Annotated in this window: 19 protein-coding genes and 1 riboswitch; of the genes, 14 read left to right on the forward strand and 5 right to left on the reverse strand. The window is 71.4% G+C overall.

Going from position 1 to position 20,227, the window contains the following annotated elements; genetic code table 11:
- Nucleotides 1-96: 96 nt before the first annotated feature.
- The 4 genes from ACFV9J_RS14365 (at nucleotide 97) to ACFV9J_RS14380 (ending at nucleotide 3,665) form a co-directional block, all read left to right on the forward strand.
- Nucleotides 97-1,362: an extracellular solute-binding protein gene (locus tag ACFV9J_RS14365; protein WP_385353929.1), complete on the forward strand. Its 1,266-nt coding sequence runs from the start codon at nucleotides 97-99 to the stop codon at nucleotides 1,360-1,362.
- A 36-nt stretch (nucleotides 1,363-1,398) separates the two neighbouring features.
- Nucleotides 1,399-1,632, forward strand: a complete 234-nt coding sequence (locus ACFV9J_RS14370) for a DUF3263 domain-containing protein (RefSeq protein ID WP_385353931.1) — start codon at nucleotides 1,399-1,401, stop codon at nucleotides 1,630-1,632.
- Between the two features lie 523 nt (nucleotides 1,633-2,155).
- Nucleotides 2,156-3,031 carry a trehalose-phosphatase gene (otsB, locus tag ACFV9J_RS14375; protein WP_385353933.1) on the forward strand — a complete coding sequence of 292 codons (876 nt, stop codon included), beginning with the start codon at nucleotides 2,156-2,158 and terminating at the stop codon, nucleotides 3,029-3,031.
- A gap of 139 nt (nucleotides 3,032-3,170) precedes the next feature.
- Nucleotides 3,171-3,665: a hypothetical protein gene (locus ACFV9J_RS14380; protein WP_385353935.1), complete on the forward strand. Its 495-nt coding sequence runs from the start codon at nucleotides 3,171-3,173 to the stop codon at nucleotides 3,663-3,665.
- A gap of 6 nt (nucleotides 3,666-3,671) precedes the next feature.
- On the opposite strand, the gene ACFV9J_RS14385 is transcribed toward ACFV9J_RS14380, so the two are convergent.
- Nucleotides 3,672-5,075 carry a trehalose-6-phosphate synthase gene (locus ACFV9J_RS14385; protein WP_385353937.1) on the reverse strand — a complete coding sequence of 468 codons (1,404 nt, stop codon included), beginning with the start codon at nucleotides 5,073-5,075 and terminating at the stop codon, nucleotides 3,672-3,674.
- Nucleotides 5,076-5,224: 149 nt separating this feature from the next.
- Between ACFV9J_RS14385 and ACFV9J_RS14390 the strand changes: the two genes are divergently transcribed.
- Nucleotides 5,225-5,929 carry a hypothetical protein gene (locus ACFV9J_RS14390; RefSeq protein ID WP_385353939.1) on the forward strand — a complete coding sequence of 235 codons (705 nt, stop codon included), beginning with the start codon at nucleotides 5,225-5,227 and terminating at the stop codon, nucleotides 5,927-5,929.
- Between the two features lie 22 nt (nucleotides 5,930-5,951).
- On the opposite strand, the gene ACFV9J_RS14395 is transcribed toward ACFV9J_RS14390, so the two are convergent.
- On the reverse strand, nucleotides 5,952-6,896 hold the full coding sequence (locus ACFV9J_RS14395; RefSeq protein ID WP_385353941.1) for a glucosyl-3-phosphoglycerate synthase: 945 nt from the start codon (nucleotides 6,894-6,896) through the stop codon (nucleotides 5,952-5,954).
- A 152-nt stretch (nucleotides 6,897-7,048) separates the two neighbouring features.
- Nucleotides 7,049-7,196: riboswitch (SAM riboswitch) on the forward strand.
- A 17-nt stretch (nucleotides 7,197-7,213) separates the two neighbouring features.
- Between ACFV9J_RS14395 and thrC the strand changes: the two genes are divergently transcribed.
- The 7 genes from thrC (at nucleotide 7,214) to ACFV9J_RS14430 (ending at nucleotide 15,714) form a co-directional block, all read left to right on the forward strand.
- On the forward strand, nucleotides 7,214-8,515 hold the full coding sequence (gene thrC / locus ACFV9J_RS14400; protein WP_385353943.1) for a threonine synthase: 1,302 nt from the start codon (nucleotides 7,214-7,216) through the stop codon (nucleotides 8,513-8,515).
- A complete protein-coding gene (locus ACFV9J_RS14405) occupies nucleotides 8,512-8,787 on the forward strand; it encodes a MoaD/ThiS family protein (RefSeq protein WP_030186288.1) in 276 nt (91 codons plus the stop codon). Before thrC ends, ACFV9J_RS14405 begins: the two co-directional genes overlap by 4 nt.
- A 407-nt stretch (nucleotides 8,788-9,194) precedes the next feature.
- Nucleotides 9,195-9,398 (forward strand): cold-shock protein, encoded by a 204-nt coding sequence (locus ACFV9J_RS14410; RefSeq protein ID WP_004929928.1) that lies wholly within the window; start codon nucleotides 9,195-9,197, stop codon nucleotides 9,396-9,398.
- 325 nt (nucleotides 9,399-9,723) lie between these two features.
- Nucleotides 9,724-11,349, forward strand: coding sequence for a chaperonin GroEL (groL, locus tag ACFV9J_RS14415; protein ID WP_061444067.1), 1,626 nt, complete (start codon nucleotides 9,724-9,726; stop codon nucleotides 11,347-11,349).
- Nucleotides 11,350-11,582: 233 nt separating this feature from the next.
- Nucleotides 11,583-12,713 (forward strand): NADH:flavin oxidoreductase, encoded by a 1,131-nt coding sequence (locus tag ACFV9J_RS14420; protein ID WP_385353946.1) that lies wholly within the window; start codon nucleotides 11,583-11,585, stop codon nucleotides 12,711-12,713.
- 412 nt (nucleotides 12,714-13,125) lie between these two features.
- On the forward strand, nucleotides 13,126-14,754 hold the full coding sequence (locus ACFV9J_RS14425) for an IS200/IS605 family accessory protein TnpB-related protein (protein ID WP_385353948.1): 1,629 nt from the start codon (nucleotides 13,126-13,128) through the stop codon (nucleotides 14,752-14,754).
- Between the two features lie 312 nt (nucleotides 14,755-15,066).
- Nucleotides 15,067-15,714 (forward strand): hypothetical protein, encoded by a 648-nt coding sequence (locus ACFV9J_RS14430; protein WP_385353950.1) that lies wholly within the window; start codon nucleotides 15,067-15,069, stop codon nucleotides 15,712-15,714.
- Here ACFV9J_RS14430 and ACFV9J_RS14435 read toward each other — a convergent pair.
- Nucleotides 15,639-16,178: an AAA family ATPase gene (locus ACFV9J_RS14435; protein ID WP_385353952.1), complete on the reverse strand. Its 540-nt coding sequence runs from the start codon at nucleotides 16,176-16,178 to the stop codon at nucleotides 15,639-15,641. The genes ACFV9J_RS14430 and ACFV9J_RS14435 overlap by 76 nt on opposite strands.
- A gap of 188 nt (nucleotides 16,179-16,366) precedes the next feature.
- Between ACFV9J_RS14435 and ACFV9J_RS14440 the strand changes: the two genes are divergently transcribed.
- Nucleotides 16,367-17,908, forward strand: coding sequence for a carboxylesterase/lipase family protein (locus ACFV9J_RS14440; protein WP_385353954.1), 1,542 nt, complete (start codon nucleotides 16,367-16,369; stop codon nucleotides 17,906-17,908).
- Between the two features lie 771 nt (nucleotides 17,909-18,679).
- Here ACFV9J_RS14440 and ACFV9J_RS14445 read toward each other — a convergent pair.
- Both ACFV9J_RS14445 and ACFV9J_RS14450 read right to left on the reverse strand, forming a co-directional pair.
- The gene (locus tag ACFV9J_RS14445; protein ID WP_385353956.1) at nucleotides 18,680-18,880 is read right to left on the reverse strand and encodes a DUF397 domain-containing protein; all 201 of its coding nucleotides are present in this window, start codon (nucleotides 18,878-18,880) and stop codon (nucleotides 18,680-18,682) included.
- Nucleotides 18,864-19,703, reverse strand: coding sequence for a helix-turn-helix domain-containing protein (locus ACFV9J_RS14450; protein WP_385353958.1), 840 nt, complete (start codon nucleotides 19,701-19,703; stop codon nucleotides 18,864-18,866). Before ACFV9J_RS14450 ends, ACFV9J_RS14445 begins: the two co-directional genes overlap by 17 nt.
- A 118-nt stretch (nucleotides 19,704-19,821) precedes the next feature.
- Between ACFV9J_RS14450 and ACFV9J_RS14455 the strand changes: the two genes are divergently transcribed.
- A complete protein-coding gene (locus ACFV9J_RS14455) occupies nucleotides 19,822-20,211 on the forward strand; it encodes a hypothetical protein (RefSeq protein ID WP_385353960.1) in 390 nt (129 codons plus the stop codon).
- Nucleotides 20,212-20,227: the final 16 nt, after the last annotated feature.

Raw genomic sequence — 20,227 nt, forward strand, 5'->3', positions numbered from 1 at the left:
GCCCGTACACCCGGGAGAGGTCTAGTCCACTGCGGTGGTGTAGACCTTAATCCGGTAAGCGAACGCGCGAACGAGCAGTCAGGGTTGGGGAACAGGGTGCAGCGGCGTAGGACAGGAACGATCGCGGTGGTGTCCGCACTGGGCATGACGGCGGTCCTCGGCGGCTGCGGTCTCACCGGCGACTCAAACGGAGTGACCCTGAAGCTCGTCGCCGCCGACTACGGCGACAGCAAGGACAACAGCTCCCAGAAGTACTGGGACGAGCTGGCCAAGTCCTACGAGGCCAAGAACCCCGACGTGCAGGTGGACGTCAGCGTCTACTCCTGGAACGACGTCGACCGCAAGGTCCGCGAGATGGTCGAGGCGGGCGAGGCGCCCGACATGGCGCAGATCGGCGCCTACTCCGACTACGCGGACAAGGACCTGCTCTACCGGGCCGACGACGTGCTCTCCATCCCGGTCCAGGCCGACTTCGTCTCCCAGCTGGCCGCCGCGGGCCAGGTCAACGGCGTGCAGTACGGCCTGCCCTTCGCGGCCTCCACCCGCGTGCTCTTCTACAACAAGACCCTCTTCGACAAGGCCGGGGTCCAGCCGCCCAAGTCCTGGGACGACCTCGCCGAGGCCGCCGAGGCGCTCAAGGAGAAGGGCGTGAAGTACCCCTACGCCCTGCCGCTGGGCGCCGAGGAGGCGCAGGCCGAGACGATGCAGTGGATGCTCAGCGGCGAGGGCGGCTACACCGACGACGTGGGCACCTACTCCGTCGACTCCCCGCAGAACGTCACCACCTTCACCTGGCTGCGCGACGAACTGGTCGGCAAGGGCCTCACCGGCCCCGTCGCCCCCGGCAAGCTCAACCGCGCCGACGCCTTCGCCGCGTTCGCGGCCGGCGACGTGGGCATGCTCAACGGGCACCCCTCGCTGATGAAGATGGCGTCCGACAAGGGTGTGAAGTACGGCATGGTGACCACGCCCGGCATCGACGGCGAGAGCAAGAACACCCTCGGGGTCTCCGACTGGATGACGGCCTTCAAGAAGAACGGCCACCAGGACGAGATCGGCGACTTCCTCGACTTCGTCTACAGCGAGGAGAACGTCCTCGACTTCTCCCGCGAGTACGACCTGCTGCCGGTGACCACCTCCGCCTCCCAGACCATGAGCGCCGCGCCGGAGGACGAGAACCTCAAGCCCTTCCTGGACGAGCTGCTGCTCTCCGAGCTGTATCCGGTCGGCAAGACCTCCTGGGCCGCGGTCAGCGCGGACGTCAAGAAGCGCATCGGCCAGGCGGTCGCCACGGGCGCCAGCCCCAAGGAGGTCCTCGGTCAGATCCAGGCGACGGCGATGAAGGCGGGCAGCGCGGAGTAGCGGCCGCTGTCGGCGGCGGGCGTTACGGTGCCGTACATGGACCCGGGAGAGCTGGCCGAGCGCGAGCGGAGCATCCTCGCGCTGGAACGCCGGGGCTTCACCGGCCCCGGCGCCAAGGAGCGCGCCATCCGCGAGGAGCTGGGCCTGGCCCCCGTCCGCTACTACCAGCTCCTCAACGCCCTCCTCGACGACCCCCGCGCCCTGACGACCGACCCGGTGACCGTCAACCGCCTGCGCCGCATACGCCAATCCCGCCGCACGGACCGCTGAGCCCCGCCCCGCCGGACCGGGCGGGACCTGGCGCGGGTCCCGCGTCGAGTGCCTGAGTGCGGGGGGGGGGGAGCCCGCACCATCCGTTCACCGTGCGAGCCGGGCCACCGCCCCGGTCCACATGGGCCGCCGGGCCCGCCCGCCACAGCGGCTCGCCGCTCCGGCCGGCCCGCCACGCCGGGTCCGCTCGGGGCACGGGGCCGGGTCGTCGGTATGGGGGACCGCGTCGGTTTCTGCGAGGCGCCGGTGGTGGGTGGGGTGCCGGGCGGGGGTTCCGGGTCGGAAGGGGCCGCCTCGGGATGATGGGGCCGGCCATCCGGGCATGCCGGCTGTGGGGCCGCGGGGCCGGGCCGTCGGTATGGGGGGACCGCGTCGGTTTGCGCGAGGCGCCGGTGCCGGGCGGGGGTTCCGGGCGGGAAGAGGCCGCCCCGGGATGATGGGGCCGGGCACGCCGGGAGCCGGTCGTCGTGCCGGGGCTTGTGCGCGACGCGTGGGTGCGGTCCCGGGGGGATAGGTTCGCCGTATGGGCAGCCACCAGGACTACTCCACCCGAGACGACTCCCCACCGTCCCTGCCGACGCCCGCGACGGCGGCCGGACGTGAAGGGCTCGACGCCCTCCTCGCCGACCCCGGCCGCGCGGTGGTCGCGCTCGACTTCGACGGCACGCTCGCCCCGATCGTGCCCGACCCCGACCGGGCCCGCGCCCACCCGGACGCCGTACCGGCGCTCGCGGCCCTGGCCCCGAAGGTCGCCTCGATCGCGGTGATCACCGGGCGCCCCGCCGAGGTCGCCGTCCACCACGGCGGCTTCGCGGACGTCCCCGGCCTCGACCGCCTCGTGGTCCTCGGCCACTACGGCGCCGAGCGCTGGGACGCCGCCACCGCCACCCTCACCACGCCCGAGCCGCACCCCGGCGTCGCCGCCGTACGCGCCGAGCTGCCGGGCCTGCTCGAGCGGTCCGGGCCGGCGGCGCAGGGCACCTGGACGGAGGACAAGGGCCACGCGGTCGCCGTCCACACCCGCCGCGCCCCCGACCCGCAGGCCGCCTTCGACGCCCTGCGCGCCCCGCTCACCGGCCTGGCCTCCCGGCACGGCCTGATCGTCGAGCCGGGCCGCCTGGTCCTGGAACTGCGCCCGCCCGGCATGGACAAGGGCGCGGCGCTGCGGTCGTACGTCCACTCCCTCGGCGCGGCCTGCGTCCTCTTCGCCGGCGACGACCTCGGGGACCTCCCGGCCTACGCGGCCGTCGACACCCTCCGCACCGAGGGCACCCCGGGCCTCCTGGTCTGCAGCGCCAGCGACGAGGTGACGGAACTGAGGAAGCGCGCGGACGTCGAGGTGCCCGGCCCCGCCGGAGTGGTGGCCCTGCTGGCGGCCCTCGCGCGCCGGCTGGCCTGAGACAACGTCACGGACGGTTCCCCCGCCTGTCACAGGCGTGTCCGGACACCGCGGGCGGGGCAACCCGGCCCGCCGCCCCCGCTGTCTTGCACGCCGTAAGGCCTGCTCAGTGAGGCCCACGACCGTGGAGGAAACCGCCATGTCCGCTCGGAAGACCCCGATGCTCGCCCTCGCCGCCGTGGCCCTCGGCCTGGCGCTGACCGCCTGCGGCACCGGCGGCGACGGCGGGAACGGCGGCACCGACGACGCCGCCGCCCCCGCCGCTACCGCTACCGCGACCGCGACCGCGACGAGCACCGCACAGCCCCCCACCGCGGACGACGGGACCGCCACCGGCGGCGCGTCCTCGCAGCCCCCGGCGGCGTCGAAGCCGGACCAGGGGGCGGGGGAGAAGTGCACGGACCGGCTGGACTACGCCGGTGACCCGAGGTCGAACGCCGAGATCAACTCGATCGGCGCGGACACCGGCACCTGCCCCGAGCCGCAGCCGGGCGGCACGTCTTCCGGCACCCCCAAGGAGGACGGGGTCAAGTGCACGGACCAGGTGAACTACGCCGGTGACCCGCGGCCGAACGCCGAGATCAACTCCATCGGCGAGGAGACCGGCACCTGCCCGCCGGTCCAGGACAAGTAGCCCGCGTCAGCCCCGCAGCGCCTCCAACTGCTCCAGGAACCACCGGGCCGGGGGCAGCGCGGTGCCGGCGGCCGCCAGCCGCTTCGAGCGCTCGGCCCGGTCCCCCGCCGGCAGGCCGAGCGCCGCGTGCAGCGCGTCCGCCGTGCCCACCACGTCGTACGGGTTGACCACCACCGCGTCCTCGCCCAGCTCCTCGTACGCGCCCGCCTCCCGCGACAGCACCAGCGCGCACCCCGCGTCGGAGACGACCGGCACCTCCTTCGCGACCAGGTTCATCCCGTCCCGGACGGGGTTGACGAGCGCCACGTCCGCCAGCCGGTACGCCGCCAGCGACCGCGCGAAGTCGTCCTCCAGATTGAGCACGACCGGCGTCCACCCCGGCGTCCCGAACTCCTCGTTGACCGCGTTCGCGACCCGCTCCACCTCGGCCGTGTACTCCCGGTACACGGCGAGGTCCTGCCGCGAGGGGTAGGCGAACGCGACGTGCACGACCCGCTCGCGCCACTCGGGCCGCCCGGCCAGCAGTTCCCGGTAGGCCAGCAGCCCCCGCACGATGTTCTTGGACAGCTCGGTGCGGTCCACCCGCACGACCGTGCGGCGCGCGCCGCCCCCGGGCGCGGTGCCGATCTCCTCCCGCAGCGCCGCCATCCGCTCCTCGACGTCGGCCTCGTGCGACCGCTTGCGCAGGAAGTCGCCGTCGGCGCCGAGACCGTGCACACCGATCTCCGTGCCGCCGAGCCCGCCCACCACGGTGTCGCAGCAGGCGGTGAACGCGTCGGCCCAGCGCCGGGTGAGGAACCCGAGCCGGTCGGCGCCCAGCATCCCGCGCAGCACCTGCTCGGCGATGTCGTCCGGCAGCAGCCGGAAGTAGTCGACCGGGGCCCAGGGCGTGTGCGAGAAGTGGCCGATGCGCAGATCCGGACGCAGCTCGCGCAGCATCCCCGGCACCAGCGTCAGGTGGTAGTCCTGCACGATCGCGACCGCGCCCTCGGCCGCCTCCTCGGCCAGCGCCTCGGCGAAGGCCCGGTTGTACGCCTCGTAGGAGGCCCACTGCCGCCGGAACTCCGCGTCGAAGACCGGCTCCAGGGGCGTCTGGTAGAGCATGTGGTGCACGAACCACAGCACCGAGTTGGCGATCCCGTTGTACGCGTCCGCGTGCACGTCGGCCGGCACGTCCAGCATCCGTACGCCGTCCTCGCCGGCCCCGCGCCGCACCGCCTCGCGGTCCCCGTCGGACAGCGCCGAGCACACCCACAGCGCCCCGGCGTCGGGCCCGATGGCCGACAGTCCCGACACGAGCCCGCCGCCGCCCCGCTTGGCGTGCAGCGACCCGTCCTTGCGCACCTCGTACGAGACCGGCCCACGGTTGGAGGCGACCAGCACCTGAGCAGCACCGAAGCTTGAAGCCATACGCCTCAACCTAGCCCGGCCCCTCGCACCTCAAACGTTTCCCCGTGTCACCCCGGCGGCGATTCGGTCACGGAACTTGTGCGGGAAGTGTGAACAGGTTGAGGATGTGCGGTGCACATTTCAACTTTCTGGGGGGGGGTGGGCGCACCATGCCCATACGCACACGGCACCGGCGCACGAGCAGACTCGCGGGCACGGCGGCACTGATCGCGGCCTCCGCGCTGGCCCTGGCGGGCTGCGGCGACGGAGACGGCGACGCGAGCGCCAAGGCGGCGGCGGCCACGACGGCGTCCCCGACCGCCACCGTCACCGCCACGCCGAGCGGCAGCCCCACCCCCGAGGCGTCCCCCAGTACCGAAACCCCGACGCCCACGCCCACCCCGACCGCCGTCACCCTGCCGGACTTCACCGGCCGGACCATGGGCTCGGCCGTCCTCGCCGCCAAGGGGGCGCACGTCGACTACACCGTGCTCCTCCAGGGCACCGGGCAGCGGGCCTCCTCCTGGGGCCTCGACGAGAAGGTCTGCGAGCAGAGCGGCGGCTCCGGCACCGTGACCTTCACCGTCCCCCGCGACGGCCGCGACTGCGCCGGGCGCCTGCTGCACACGCCCAAGCCGGCCCCCGAGCCGTCGAAGACCCGGGACAGCGGCACGGGCGGAACCAGCGGCGGCACCGGGGGCGGCGGCGCCGGCGCCTGCGAGCTGATGAGCCCCGCGGGCAACTGCTACGCCGACGGCCAGTTCTGCGCCAAGAAGCACCGGGGCCTGAGCACCCACGGCCGCGGCGGCGAGTACCTGACCTGCGAGCGGGACTCCGGCGGCAGGTGGCGCTGGTCGGACGGCGTCTCCGGCTGAGCTGGTGGGCCGTTTCCGGTTCCTAGGCCACCTTCCGGGCCGCGTACTCCGCGATCTCCGTCATCGGGGGCCGTTCCTCGGTGTCCACGGCGTAGGTGCGCGGCTCGAAGCCGTCGACGCCCCGCTCGAACTGGGTGAGGGCCGGGCGCACCAGGTGGCCGCGGGCCAGGCGGAGCTGGGCGGTGCGGTAGATCGCCGCGGCCATCCGGCCCAGCGCCCGCCCGTCCTGGTGGCGGTGGACGCGGACCCCGACGTCGACCTGCGCGAGCGCGTCCAGGCCCACCAGGTGCAGGGCGTCGACCAGCATGCCCAGCTCGACGCCGTAGCCGACCGGGAACGGGAGCCGTTCCAGCAGCGAGCGGCGGGCCGCGTACTCCCCGCCCAGCGGCTGGACGAAGCCGGCCAGCCGCGGCCAGTGCATGTTGAGCAGCGGGCGGGCCATCAGCTCCGTGACCCGGCCGCCCTGCCCGGCCGCCCCGGCCAGCGGGCGGTCGTACATGGCCTTGACGAGGTGCACGTCCGGATCGGTGAGCAGCGGGCCCACGATCCCGGAGACGAAGTCGGCGGAGAACTCGCGCAGGTCCGCGTCGACGAAGCAGACGATGTCCCCGCCGGTGACCAGCAGCGAACGCCACAGCACCTCGCCCTTGCCGGGCACGGCGGGGATGCGGGGCAGGATCGCGTCGCGGTGCACGACGCGCGCCCCGGCCGCCGCGGCCACCTCGGCCGTCCGGTCGCTCGACCCGGAGTCCACGACCACGATCTCGTCGACGAGCGGGTGGCGGAGCACCAGCTCCCGCCGGATCACCGAGACGATGTCGCCGACGGTCGCCTCCTCGTCCAGCGCGGGCAGCACCACGCTCACCGACTGCCCGGTGGCGTGCTTGGCGGACAGAAGGTGCTGGACCGGCCGGTCCGCGGCCGACCAGGAGCGTGCGTTCAGCCAGCGCTCGACTTCTTCCAGCACGTCCCGTGGTCTCCTTCGTGATCCATTGTGATCCATCTCGCGGTACGGACGACTATCTCAACCGTCCTGGCCTTCGGTTACAGTCTTGAACAACGCGTGGGACCACCGCATGCCGGGGTCGCCGCGTGTACCACCGCGAAACAACTTCATACCGCTCATCCAGAGGGGCAGAGGGATACGGCCCGATGAAGCCCCGGCAACCCTCCAGTCGGTTCTTGTCACACGGACGTGGCGAGGCTCCCGGCTAGGGAAGGTGCCAAATCCGTCTCACGGCGAGATGCGTCGTGAGGAAGATGAGGAGAAAGGGCCTCGCCTCCATGGCTGTGCAGACTGCCGAAACCTCCACGAACACCCCGGGCGCCACCGACGGCACCGTCGACCTCGGCCCCGCCGCCGCGCTGAGCTGCCGGGAGTGCGGCCACCGGGTTCCGCTCGGACCGGTCTTCGCCTGCGAAGAGTGTTTCGGCCCCCTCGAGATCGCCTACGACTTCTCGGCCTACGACACCGAGGAACTGCGGGGGCGGATCGAAGCGGGCCCCGCGAACATCTGGCGCTACGCCCCCCTGCTGCCCGTCCCGGCCGACGTCGCGACCAAGCCGAACATCAACCCCGGCTGGACCAAGCTCGTCCAGGCCGACAACCTCGCCCGCGAGCTGGGCGTCACCGGCGGTCTGTACGTCAAGGACGACTCCGGCAACCCCACGCACTCCTTCAAGGACCGCGTCGTCGCCCAGGCCATCGAGGCCGCCCGCGCCTTCGGCTTCACCACCCTGTCCTGCTCCTCCACCGGCAACCTCGCCGGTGCCGTCGGCGCCGCCGCCGCCCGGGCCGGCTTCCGCTCCTGCGTGTTCATCCCGCACGACCTGGAGCAGGGCAAGGTCGTCATGGCCGCCGTCTACGGCGGCGAGCTGGTCGGCATCCAGGGCAACTACGACGACGTGAACCGCTTCTGCTCCGAGCTGATCGGCGACCCGGCCGGCGAGGGCTGGGGCTTCGTCAACGTCAACCTGCGGCCGTACTACGCCGAGGGTTCCAAGACCCTCGCCTACGAGATCTGCGAGCAGCTCGGCTGGCGGCTGCCCGACCAGATCGTCGTGCCGATCGCATCCGGCTCCCAGCTGACGAAGATCGACAAGGGGCTCAAGGAGCTGATCGAGCTGGGTCTGGTCGAGGACAGGCCGTACAAGATCTTCGGTGCGCAGGCCGAGGGCTGCTCGCCGGTCTCCGCGGCGTACAAGGCCGGGCACGACGTGGTCCGCCCGCAGAAGCCGAACACCATCGCCAAGTCGCTGGCCATCGGCAACCCGGCCGACGGCCCCTACGTCCTGGACATCGCCCGCCGCACCGGCGGCGCCGTGGAGGACGTGACCGACGAGCAGGTCGTGGACGCGATCAAGCTGCTCGCCCGCACGGAGGGCATCTTCGCGGAGACGGCGGGCGGCGTGACGGTCGGCGTCACGAAGAAGCTGATCGAGAACGGGGTGCTCGACCCGTCGCTCACCACCGTCGTCCTCAACACCGGCGACGGCCTGAAGACCCTCGACGCGGTGGCCGGCACCGGCCTCACCGCCACCATCCGCCCGAACCTGGACTCCTTCCGAGAGGCTGGCCTCGCATGAGCGTGACCGTTCGCATCCCGACCATCCTGCGCACCTACACCGGCGGCAAGGCCGAGGTCAGCGCCGACGGTGCCAACCTCGGGGAGGTCATCTCCGACCTGGAGAAGAACCACACCGGCATCGCCGCCCGCGTCCTGGACGACCAGGGCAAGCTGCGCCGCTTCGTCAACGTCTACGTCAACGACGACGACGTCCGCTTCGAGCAGGGGCTGGAGACCGCGACGCCGGACGGCGCGGGCGTCTCGATCATCCCGGCGGTCGCTGGCGGCTGATACGTGTCGTAGCGTGAATTGCCCTCTCCGTGAGAGAAACGGAGGGGGCAATTCCATGTGGTTGAGCACGGTAGAGTTGGGGAACGCGCTCCCGATCGGCACAACGGGAACCGTTAATTCCTGCCGCCCGCCCGACAAGAAGCAGCCAAAGTGCGAGCGTATTTCGCGGCTTTTGTTCCCTTTGCGTGACCCGACTTGACCCGTATTCAGGCGAAAGTTCGCCACATTCCGGACCGGGTACGTCCAGATTTCTCGTCCGATTGACCTGTTGCAGACGGCAGTTGGACAGATACATTCAGCCGCGGTCGACGCGTTCCGGCGCACGCCCCCAGTCGTGAGGGGGCGAGGTCTGACCCGGGTCCGCGAAGTGCGGATCTGTGCAAGGGCCAGTAATAGGGGAGTTAGGCATGGCTCAGGGCACCGTCAAGTGGTTCAACGCGGAGAAGGGGTACGGCTTCATCGCGGTCGACGGTGGTGCGGATGTTTTCGTCCACTACAGCGCGATTCAGATGGACGGCTACCGCACCCTCGAAGAAGGCCAGCGGGTCGAGTTCGAGATCTCGCAGGGTCAGAAGGGCCCGCAGGCCGACATGGTTCGCCTCAGCGCCTGAGACGCGCGGCCACCGCAACCCGGTCTTCATCCGAAGGGCCCGTACCTCCTGGGGTACGGGCCCTTCGGCCTGCCCGGACGCCCGTCGTCCCCTTGTTCGCGGGTGGCTGACGGGAGGGCTCGATCCCCGAGAGGCGCTTGCACTCGACCATGCCGAGTGCTAATCATTGGCGTTAGCACTCTGAAGGTGAGAGTGACAACGAAGGACCGGGTCGGTGAGGCCCGCAGGCCGGGTGGGGAAGGAACCACAAGGCCGGCGAGCCGTCCGTCGCGGGCGCGGGCGCGGTCCGAAGGAATCACCCCCAGTCCTGGAGGGACCACTTCACATGGCCAAGATCATCGCGTTCGACGAGGAGGCGCGGCGCGGCCTCGAGCGCGGCATGAACCAGCTCGCGGACGCCGTCAAGGTGACGCTCGGCCCCAAGGGCCGCAACGTCGTCCTCGAGAAGAAGTGGGGCGCCCCCACGATCACCAACGATGGTGTCTCCATCGCCAAGGAGATCGAGCTCGAGGACCCGTACGAGAAGATCGGCGCCGAGCTGGTCAAGGAAGTCGCCAAGAAGACGGACGACGTCGCCGGTGACGGTACGACCACCGCGACCGTCCTCGCCCAGGCCCTGGTCAAGGAAGGCCTGCGCAACGTCGCGGCCGGTGCCAACCCGATGGCCCTCAAGCGCGGTATCGAGAAGGCCGTCGAGGCCGTCTCCGCCGCCCTGCTCGAGCAGGCCAAGGACGTCGAGACCAAGGAGCAGATCGCTTCCACGGCCTCCATCTCCGCCGCCGACACCCAGATCGGCGAGCTGATCGCCGAGGCCATGGACAAGGTCGGCAAGGAAGGCGTCATCACCGTCGAGGAGTCCCAGACCTTCGGTCTGGAGCTGGAGCTCACCGAGGGTATGCGCTTCGACAAGGGCTACATCTCGGCGTACTTCGCCACCGACATGGAGCGTATGGAGGCGTCGCTCGACGACCCGTACATCCTGATCGCCAACTCCAAGATCGGCAACGTCAAGGACCTGCTGCCGCTCCTGGAGAAGGTCATGCAGTCGGGCAAGCCGCTGCTGATCATCGCCGAGGACGTCGAGGGCGAGGCCCTGTCGACCCTGGTCGTCAACAAGATCCGCGGCACCTTCAAGTCCGTCGCCGTCAAGGCCCCGGGCTTCGGCGACCGCCGCAAGGCCATGCTCGGCGACATCGCCATCCTCACGGGCGGCGAGGTCATCTCCGAGGAGGTCGGCCTCAAGCTGGAGAACGCCACGCTGGACCTGCTGGGCAGCGCGCGCAAGGTCGTCATCACCAAGGACGAGACCACGATCGTGGACGGCGCCGGCTCGGCCGACCAGGTCCAGGGCCGGGTCAACCAGATCCGCGCCGAGATCGAGAACAGCGACTCGGACTACGACCGCGAGAAGCTCCAGGAGCGCCTGGCGAAGCTGGCCGGCGGCGTGGCCGTCATCAAGGCCGGTGCCGCCACCGAGGTCGAGCTCAAGGAGCGCAAGCACCGCATCGAGGACGCCGTCCGCAACGCGAAGGCGGCCGTCGAGGAGGGCATCGTCGCCGGTGGTGGCGTGGCCCTGCTCCAGGCCTCCCAGGTCTTCGAGAAGCTGGAGCTGACGGGTGACGAGGCGACCGGCGCCAACGCCGTGAAGCTCGCCCTGGAGGCCCCGCTGAAGCAGATCGCCGTCAACGGCGGTCTCGAGGGCGGCGTCGTCGTGGAGAAGGTCCGCAACCTGACCGTCGGCCACGGCCTGAACGCCGCCTCCGGTGAGTACGTCGACATGATCGCCGAGGGCATCATCGACCCGGCGAAGGTGACCCGCTCTGCCCTGCAGAACGCCGCCTCCATCGCCGCGCTGTTCCTCACCACCGAGGCCGTCATCGCCGACAAGCCCGAGAAGGCCGCTCCGGCGGGCGCCCCGGGCGGCATGCCGGGCGGTGACATGGACTTCTGATCGACCGTTTCCGGTTGATCGACCGTCCAGCACGGACCGAGGGCGGCACTCCCCGAGAGGGGGGTGCCGCCCTCGGGCCTTTCCGCGTTCCCGGCCGGGCGCCGTATGTGTCCCGGGTCACGGCGGATCGGCGGCCACGGACGGAATGCCCCGAGCGGGCCGGGCCGTTCACCGAGGAGTGCGATGAATGCGCGCGCACATACCACCCGGTACCTACTCCAGGGAGCCCGCAAGTGACCGCCACCCCCACCGAGGCCGCCACCCGCGCCGCCCAACTGCTCGCCCGCCCGGCCACGATCAACGGCCTCACCGTGCCGAACCGCATCGCGATGGCGCCGATGACCCGCATGTTCTCCCCGGGCGGCATCCCTTGCGAGGACGTGGTCTCGTACTACGCGCGCCGCGCCGCCGCCGGGGTCGGCCTGATCGTCACCGAGGGCACCTACGTCGGGCACGAGTCCGCCGGGCAGAGCGACCGCGTGCCGCGTTTCCACGGCGAGGAGCAGCTCGCCGGGTGGGCGAAGGTCGCCGGGGCGGTGCACGCGGCGGGCGGCACGATCGTGCCGCAGCTGTGGCACATCGGCATGGTCCGCAAGGCCGGGGACCAGCCCTTCCCGGAGGCCCCCGCCGTCGGCCCGTCCGGCCTGCGCATCGGCGAGGACGAGCCCACCGGCAGGGCGATGACCCAGCGCGACCTGGCCGACGTCATCGGCGCCTTCGCCGAGTCCGCCGCGGCCGCCGAGCGCATCGGCTTCGACGGCGTGGAGATCCACGGCGCCCACGGCTACCTGATCGACCAGTTCCTGTGGTCCGGCACCAACCGCCGCACCGACGCCTACGGCGGCGACCCCGTGGCCCGGGCGAAGTTCGCCGCCGAGATCGTGGCCGCCGTACGGGAGACCGTCTCCCCGGACTTCCCCGTGATCTTCCGCTACTCGCAGTGGAAGCAGGAGGCCTACGACGCCCGTCTCGCCGAGACCCCCCAGGAGCTGGAGGCCATCCTCGCCCCGCTCGCCTCGGCCGGAGTGGACGCCTTCCACGCCTCCACCCGCCGTTACTGGGTCCCGGAGTTCGAGGACTCGGACCTCAACCTCGCCGGCTGGACCAAGAAGCTCACCGGCAGGACCGCCATCACCGTCGGCTCGGTCGGTCTCGACGGCGACTTCGACAAGGCCTTCCAGGGCGAGGGCGCCTCCGTGCGCGGCCTCGACAACCTCCTCGACCGCATGGAGCGCGACGAGTTCGACCTCGTCGCCGTCGGCCGCGCGCTGCTCCAGGACCCGCGGTGGGCCGAGAAGGTCCTCACCGGCCGTTTCGACACGCTCGCCCCGTACGACGCGTCGGCTATCAGGACCCTGAGCTGAGCGGAGTGCGGGCCTCCAGCTGGTGATCGTGTAGCCGCCGCTACCCGGCCGGCACGCAAACTGGCCTGCGCCCCTGCACCCACCCGCACGCCGCTGATCATCGACGCGTTGTCGTGTCCGGCCTCCGTGCGGGTGCCGGCACCCACGCACCCCGGGGGAGAACGCCCACCACGTCCGCACACCGGCCCAAGATTGAGAACCTGCCTGCACCGGTGTGGGCAAGGGGTTGGGAACTGCTGGCCGTTGACTGTGTAGGAGTGTGCTCTGGCATGAATGGGTGAGCACGGTGGTGGGGTTGGAAGGTTCTGTCTCCGAGAGCGAATGAGAGTTCGCCTGCCGAATGCGTGTCCTTTGGCGAGGGCGTTCGTTGAGGGTGGTGTGCAAGGTCGTCTCGGCTGATCGGGGGTTCCGGGTGGGTGGTCTGCGGAAGCTTGCGGCGCCGTTCGTGGCACTGGGCCCGTCGGGGGTGGCGGTGCGTACCCGGTTCAAACAGCTCACCACCATGGACGTGGAGGTACTGCGGCAGGTCGGGGCGCATCTGGGCGCACTGGCGTCCCGTGACCTGAGGGCGCGCTGTCGTGACGGGCTGGACCATGATGCCGGGGCGTGGGCGGTGCGCAAGCGGGAGTTGACGCCGGTGTCGTCGGCCCGTTGGGCGGGTGCGATCACCAAAGCCACGCATGATCAGTGGGCGCTGGCCCGACGCGGTGCCCACGCCCACATCCAGTCCCTGGAGGCGGGGGTGCGGACGCTGCGCCACCGGCTGTCACTCCCGGTCGGTGAGAAGGGCTCGAAACGCGCTCCGGGTGGGTACAGGAGTGGGCGGGAGTGGCACGCCAAGGCCCGGCGCCTGCACGTGCTGGAGGACCGGCTCGCGCGGGCGCGTGCGGACTGGGAGGCCGGGCGGGTGCGCGTGGTGCGGGGTGGCAAGCGGCTGGCTCGCACGCGGCATCACCTGACGGACGCCAGGCTCACCGAGGCCGGGTGGCGTGAGCGGTGGGAAGCAGAGCGTTGGTTCGTGCAGGCGGACGGGGAGTCCGGGAAACGCTTCGGCAACGAAACCATCCGCATCAGCCCTGACGGCGAGGTGTCCCTCCGGCTCCCGGCTCCGCTCGCTCATCTGGCCAACGCGGCGCACGGCCGGTACGTCCTCACCGGCCGGGTGGTATTTGCGCACCGGGGGCAGGAGTGGGCCGACCGCGTGGCCGCGCACCGGGCTGTCGCCTACCGCATCCACCACGACACGACGCGCGGCCGCTGGTATCTGACCGCGTCCTGGCAGAAACCTGTCACCCGCACCCTCCCGCTGACTGCGGCGCTGGCAGAGGGGGTGATCGGGGTCGACATGAACGCCGGCCACCTCGCCGCCTGGCGCCTCGACCTCCACGGCAACCCCGTCGGCAATCCGCGCCGCTTCTCCTACGACCTCACCGGCCCCGCTGAGCATCGTGACGCGCAGGTCCGCCACACCCTGACCCGGCTCCTGCACTGGGCCACCACCTGCGGCGTGAAAGCGATCGCCGTCGAGGACCTGGACTTCACCGCGGAGAAGACCAGGGAGAAGCACGGCCGCAGGAAGCGGTTCCGGCAGTTGGTCTCCGGCATGCCCACCGGACGGCTCCGCGCCCGACTCATTTCCATGGCCGACCAGACCGGCATCACGATCATTGCAGTCGACCCCGCCTACACCTCCCGCTGGGGTGCCCAGCACTGGCAGAAACCCCTCACCAGCAGCACCCGTAAAACGACCCGGCACGATGCGGCGAGCATCGCGATCGGGCGACGCGCCCAGGGCTTTCCCATCCGGCGTCGGACGGCACCGCCCCGCACCCACCAGAGCGATGGATGCGGGCATCGGACCGTCCAGGCCGGACCGGAGACTCCTGGACGTGAGGGAACCCGCCCCCGTATCCCCGGACCACGGACACGATCCGTGCCACCGGACACGGAGCGAACGCGGGCGACCAGGACACCCAACACCGTTCGGGATGTCCGCAGCGGGCAGGAGTGGGTCCAAGACCCACTCCTGCTCACTGAATAGGAACGGTCAGGGCTCGTACGACCAACTGCGGCCCGTCTGCCGGTACTCGGCCACTGGGATGGGCTCCACGCCGGGCCTCATCCGATAGGTGTACAGGTGTCCTTGGTGAGACATGGCGGCAACTACGGGCGGCCGGCGCCCGGGTGTACCCCCCGCGGGGGCGTCGGCGGCGCCGTTGGCCGCGGCAGCGCTCGTCCTGGATGCCGTGGCCGAGGTCGGGCGGCGGGTGCTGCGCTCCCGCCGCTGGCCCGACGCCCTACGCCGTCTCCCGCACCAGGTGACGCTGCTGTCCCGCTGCATGGCCGAAGCGGCGTGCCTGAGTACCGCTTCGGCGTGGGTGCCGTGGTCGTGCTCAGTGCCAGCGAGGCCCTGCACGGGCTCGCCGGTCTCCTCGGCGGCCCGCACACTCGTTTCGTCCACGAGGTCGTCACCACAGAGGACGCCGCGCTGCGGCTGCTGGGCCGCCTCGTGCGCCCCGGTGAGCGGCGGGTGCAGGTGCTCGCGCCCACGGAAGCGGTCCGTACCGATCTCGCCGGCCGCTTCGCCGAGCTCCGGGTGCAGGTGCGGCCGTCCGGGAATCACCGGGCGGAAGGACACCGGCCAGGGAACCGCCCACCGGTCGTCGTGCACCACTTCAAGTGGCGCGGCGGCGTCGCCGAGGACGTCGAGCGGCGGGCCCTGCACTCGGCGGATGGCACATGGCAGACCGCTTCTCCTGCGTGGCTCTCCGAGGCCCGCCAGTGCATGGGCCACCTCGTCCAGCATGGCGGACGGATCAACGTGGACGATCCGAGGTTCGGCTTCCGGCCGGTGTCGCTGAGGGCGGTGCCCGACTGGTGGGCGGCCGAGGCGACTCAGCTTGTCTCCGCCTGGCGGCCCCCCGTCTACGGCCGCGCCTGGAACGAGTCCTGGTCGATGACTTCCTCGCCTTCCACGGAGGGCGGGTCGAACCGGGCGTAGAAGTCGTCCAGGGCGCTTTCGCTGACCGTGAGGGCGTTGGCGTCCTGGCGCTGGTTGCGTTCTTCCAGGCGGCGCAGCAGCTCGGCCCGGTCGACGGGGAAGTACAGCAGCCGCCACTGGCCGCCTGCCGACTCCACGAGCTTCTTCCACTCCTCCCGGGCCGGGCGCAGCCACAGGCCGTGGTCGAGGACGACGTCCCGGCCGGCTGAGACGAGCTCGAGCAGTTCTTCGCGGATCTCGGCGACGATCGGCGTCTCCAGAGCGAAGTAGTCGGGCTCGGGGTAGTCGACGCCGTATCGGCCGTGCCGTTCGTGGACCCGCTCGTCGACCGAGAGCCGGACAGCGCCTGCGGGCTCCAGTCGCTGCTTTGCGTACGTGGTCTTGCCCGACCCTGTCAGCCCGACCAGCAGGTAGACGGTCGGGGCGGCGTCCGAGGCGGCTCTCTGCCTGGACTCGGTGTTCACTCGTGCACTCCTCGCGTGGCATCGCTCTCTCCACTTCCAGACTGCCACCTCCAAGGCCTCGGGGCCCTGAGATCCACGAGTGCCGTGCCTCTCTCCTCTTGATCCCGGTGCAGGCACGCACAGTTTGTTGAGACGCTCGGCCATCAAGCGCGGACGGACAGGGAGTCGCACGGCATAGGGTCCGGAGTATGACGATCCCTGGACCTGTCGAGTCGGTGGAACCCGTGGTGCGCACCTCCGCCGGTGCGGTGCGCGGCCGGACCGAGGACGGGCTGACCGTTTTCCGCGGCATCCCCTTCGCACAACCCCCGGTGGGGGACGCCCGCTTCGCCGCCCCGCGCCGCCCCCGCCCCTGGAACGGCGTGCGCGACGCCCACGCCTTCGGCCCGCCGCCCCCGCAGGACCTCGGCGCCGTGGGCGCCACCGGTGTCCCGGCCGTCCCCGAGGGCGACGACTGGCTCACGGTCAACGTCTGGACCCCCGCACCCGACCCGGCCGCCCACCGCCCGGTCATGGTCTGGATCTACGGCGGCGCCTACAAGTTGGGCCACTCCGGCAGCCCCGCCTACGACGCCCGCCGCATAGCCGCCGACGGCGACCTCGTCGTCGTCACCCTCAACTACCGCGTCGGCATGGAGGGTTTCGCCCACATCGAGGGCGCCCCCGCCAACCGGGGCCTGCTCGACCAGATCGCGGCGCTGGCCTGGGTGCAGGAGAACATCGCCGCGTTCGGCGGTGACCCCGACCAGGTCACCGTCTTCGGCGAGTCGGCCGGGGCCGGTTCCGTGGCCTCCCTGCTCGCGATGCCCCGGGCGGCCGGACTCTTCCGGCGGGCCATCGCCCAGAGCGTGCCGGGCACGTTCTTCTCCACCGCCCTCGCCGCCGACATCGGCACCGCCCTCGCCGCCGAGCTGGGCCTGCGCCCGACGGTCTCCGACCTCTCGGAGGTCACTCCGGACCAGCTCGTCAAGGCGGGCCAGGCCCTTGCCCCGAAGATGCCGGGCAACGTCCCCCGCTGGGGCCAGGCGGCGCCCACGGTCACCCCGTACGCGCCCGTCGTGGACGGCGAGTTCCTGCCGGTCACGCCGTGGCAGGCGCTCGCGTCCGGCGCGGCCCGCGACGTCGAGCTGATTGCCGGTCACAACCGCGACGAGAACCGCCTGTTCACTGCGATGGCGGGCAAGCTCGGCGAGATCGGCGAGGACCGTGCGAGCGCCGCCCTGCGCCTGTACGCCCCGGGCGGCGAGGCCGCCTACCGCGCCGCGTTCCCGGAGGCGTCGGCCAACGACCTTTACGAACGTGTCCAGACCGACTGGCTGTTCGCGATGCCGTCCCTGCACCTGGCCGAGGCCCACCTCGCGGGCGGCGGCCGGTCCCACGTCTACGAACTCACCTGGCCCGCACCGGCCTTCGACGGCGCCCTGGGTGCCTGTCACGCCCTGGACATCCCGCTCGTCTTCGGCACCTTCCAGGAGAGCCTCGCGCTGCTCCAGTTCGGCGGTGCGGAGCCCTCCGAGGAGGCGCTGGCCCTGTCCGCCCGCTTCCGCACCGCCTGGACGGCGTTCGCCCGCACCGGCGACCCGGACTGGCCCGCGTACGACACGGAGCGGCGCCTGGTGCGGGTCTTCGACGCCGAGCCGACCGTCGCGCCGTACCCGGAGGAGACCTCCCGACGCCTGTGGGAGGGGTACGAGTTCGCACCCTTGCCCCTGCTGGATCCGCCGGCATGACCTTCCGGGGCCTCAGGCATCTCAGGCATCCCCGGCTTCCAAGTGGCCGTGGGGCCGCCCGCTTCTTGGCCAGTGTCGTGCTTCCGCGACCCGCGTCAAGGGCGCTCCGCGTCGCCTGCGGCGATGCCCCTTCGGGTCCCCCTTGACCCGGCTCGCTCCAGCACGGGTGAGAAGCGTGCGGGCGGCCGGGGAGGGTGGGTGTCCCGGGTGGGCCGGTCCCTTGGGCGGGTTGCGTCGCCGGGCGGGGTGTGGGGGCGCGACGGCGCCTCGCCTCGCTTGCACGCCGGGCCGGTTCAGCGGCGATCGGTGGGTGGGTGGTGCGGGGTGCGCGTCGGCTGCTCGCCTGCACGCCGGGTGCGCTTGGCGGCGAACGCTGGTGGGTGGTGAGGGGTCCGATCGTCCCTTTGTGCCGCCGGACGGGTGCCTCCCGGCCCGCCGTCCCGTCGGCTGCGCCGCGTGCCCATGCCCGGCCACCCCGTCACGCCGAGAGGGATGCTCCGCCCATCCATCCTCCGGCCGAAAGCCGCTAAGCCTGCCCGGCGTGCTGGCGAGGCGCGAGCGCGCTCCCTCGTGCCGGGGACTGGGTGGCCGACCTGGGGGACCGGCGTGCCTCGGCCACCCGTCTTTCCGGGCCGCTCGCTCGCTTCTCCCTCGTGCTGGAACGAGCCGAGTCAAGGGTGGGCCGCAGGCCCATCGGCGGAGCCGACGCGCAGCGCCCTTTACTCGGGTTGCGGAGGCACGACACTGGCAAGGAAGCGAGTGGCCCCACGGTCACTTGGAAGCCGGGGTCGCCTTGATGCCGTCGAGGAAGACCGACCAGGCATCGGCCTGGAACCGGAGCGTGCGCCCTTCGGGGTTCTTCGAGTCCCGGACCGGGATGGTGGTGGTGCCGGTGGCGACTTCGAGGCAGTTGCCACCGCTCCCGCCGCTGTAGCTGGACTTGTACCAAGTCGCCTCAGTGTCGCTCCTCATGGGCGTAATCCTGCGCCATCGCCTCGATAAGGGCCAGGGAGTTCTGAGGGGGGAGGGCGCAGGCCGAAAGGAGGTCGTAGGTCTGGCGCTGGTAGCGCACGGTTGAAGGATCGTCCTCAAGCCGTCCCATCCCAACGCCCTCGAAATACGCCAGCGGCGGGGCGTTGTCGAAGTCCATCAACTTGATGGCGCCCTCCAGCGCTGCGTGTGCTCCCGACTCGAAGGGCAGTACCTGCACGATGATTCGGTTTAGGCGGACAAGGGCGACGATGTGGCCAAGCGCCTCGGCCATCACCTGGCGTCCTCCCGTCGGCCGACGTAACGCAGCCTCGTCCAGCACCACCCACAACAAGGGTTCTGTTGGATCGTCGAGCAGCTGGGTCCTCTCCATTCGTGCCGTCACGAGCGACTCGATCACGGCGTCCGGTGCGGTGGGCTGATAGGCACGGCACACCGCTCGCGTGTATGCGGGTGTTTGTAGCAGGCCGGGGATCAGCAGGGGTGCGTACTCCCTGATCTCCGTGGCGGTCGCCTCCGCCTCCGCCGCCTCCGCGAAGTGCTCCGGATACTTGGACTTGGCCGACGCCGCGCAGTTCCGTCGGAAGAAGTCCTCCGTGCTCAGGACGTCGTCCAGCAGGCGGGCGTACTCAGGCTGCATCCGGCGCGTGCCGGACTCCAGTTGGCCGATGAAAGAGCCGCTGACGAACAGGCGCGCGCCCAGTTCCTCTTGGCTCAGGCCGGACTTCTCGCGGGCGTGGCGCAGCTCGGCGCCGAGGAGGGCGCGGGGGGACGAGGACGGGTCGAGGTCTTTGGGTCCAGGCATGGTGACGGAACTCCCGGTCGCACAGCAGGGGTTGTTGGAGCGCCCTGTATGGCCAGGTTAGGGGCGGGACGGACACGCTGTGTCGCGAATCACAAACTCAGCGTGGAGGTGAGGAAGGGTGCGGTCGACCGAAGAAGTCGTCGAGTCCCTGCGGCAGGCCCTCGTGGGCGCCGGTGTCGTACTGCCGTCCCTGTGCGTCGATCCGGTGACCGGCGCGAGTGACGAGCCGTTCGCCCTGGTCGACCTGGGGCGGTGCAACGTACGGGTCGCGGAGCGGCTGGCATCGGTGGTGCGGGGCGAGCGGCCGTCCGTCGGCACGCATGCCGTGGACGCGAGGGACGGGCGTGTGGGGGAGGTGATGGGACACGTGGGCGGCAGTGTGCAGTTGCGGCCGGTCGCAGGAGGCCGGGAGTGGGACTGCCCGCGGGCGTCGGTGGGCGTGGCGCGGCCGGAGGAGGTGCTGAAGGCGCGGCTAAGCAGGACGAACCGCGAGAGTGCGCGCCCCTGAGGGTGTGGGCGCCCGC

Source organism: Streptomyces sp. NPDC059906 (assembly GCF_042730645.1).
Lineage (GTDB): Bacteria > Actinomycetota > Actinomycetes > Streptomycetales > Streptomycetaceae > Streptomyces > Streptomyces rubrogriseus.

Coding starts and splice junctions, on each gene's coding strand:
- thrC (WP_385353943.1), top strand. CDS start 7,214: ATGGCTGTGCAGACTGCCGAAACCTCCACGAACACCCCGGGCGCCACC.
- ACFV9J_RS14380 (WP_385353935.1), top strand. CDS start 3,171: ATGTCCGCTCGGAAGACCCCGATGCTCGCCCTCGCCGCCGTGGCCCTC.
- groL (WP_061444067.1), top strand. CDS start 9,724: ATGGCCAAGATCATCGCGTTCGACGAGGAGGCGCGGCGCGGCCTCGAG.
- ACFV9J_RS14410 (WP_004929928.1), top strand. CDS start 9,195: ATGGCTCAGGGCACCGTCAAGTGGTTCAACGCGGAGAAGGGGTACGGC.
- otsB (WP_385353933.1), top strand. CDS start 2,156: ATGGGCAGCCACCAGGACTACTCCACCCGAGACGACTCCCCACCGTCC.
- ACFV9J_RS14405 (WP_030186288.1), top strand. CDS start 8,512: ATGAGCGTGACCGTTCGCATCCCGACCATCCTGCGCACCTACACCGGC.
- ACFV9J_RS14445 (WP_385353956.1), bottom strand. CDS start 18,880: ATGAGGAGCGACACTGAGGCGACTTGGTACAAGTCCAGCTACAGCGGC.
- ACFV9J_RS14450 (WP_385353958.1), bottom strand. CDS start 19,703: ATGCCTGGACCCAAAGACCTCGACCCGTCCTCGTCCCCCCGCGCCCTC.
- ACFV9J_RS14390 (WP_385353939.1), top strand. CDS start 5,225: ATGCCCATACGCACACGGCACCGGCGCACGAGCAGACTCGCGGGCACG.
- ACFV9J_RS14385 (WP_385353937.1), bottom strand. CDS start 5,075: ATGGCTTCAAGCTTCGGTGCTGCTCAGGTGCTGGTCGCCTCCAACCGT.
- ACFV9J_RS14370 (WP_385353931.1), top strand. CDS start 1,399: ATGGACCCGGGAGAGCTGGCCGAGCGCGAGCGGAGCATCCTCGCGCTG.
- ACFV9J_RS14440 (WP_385353954.1), top strand. CDS start 16,367: ATGACGATCCCTGGACCTGTCGAGTCGGTGGAACCCGTGGTGCGCACC.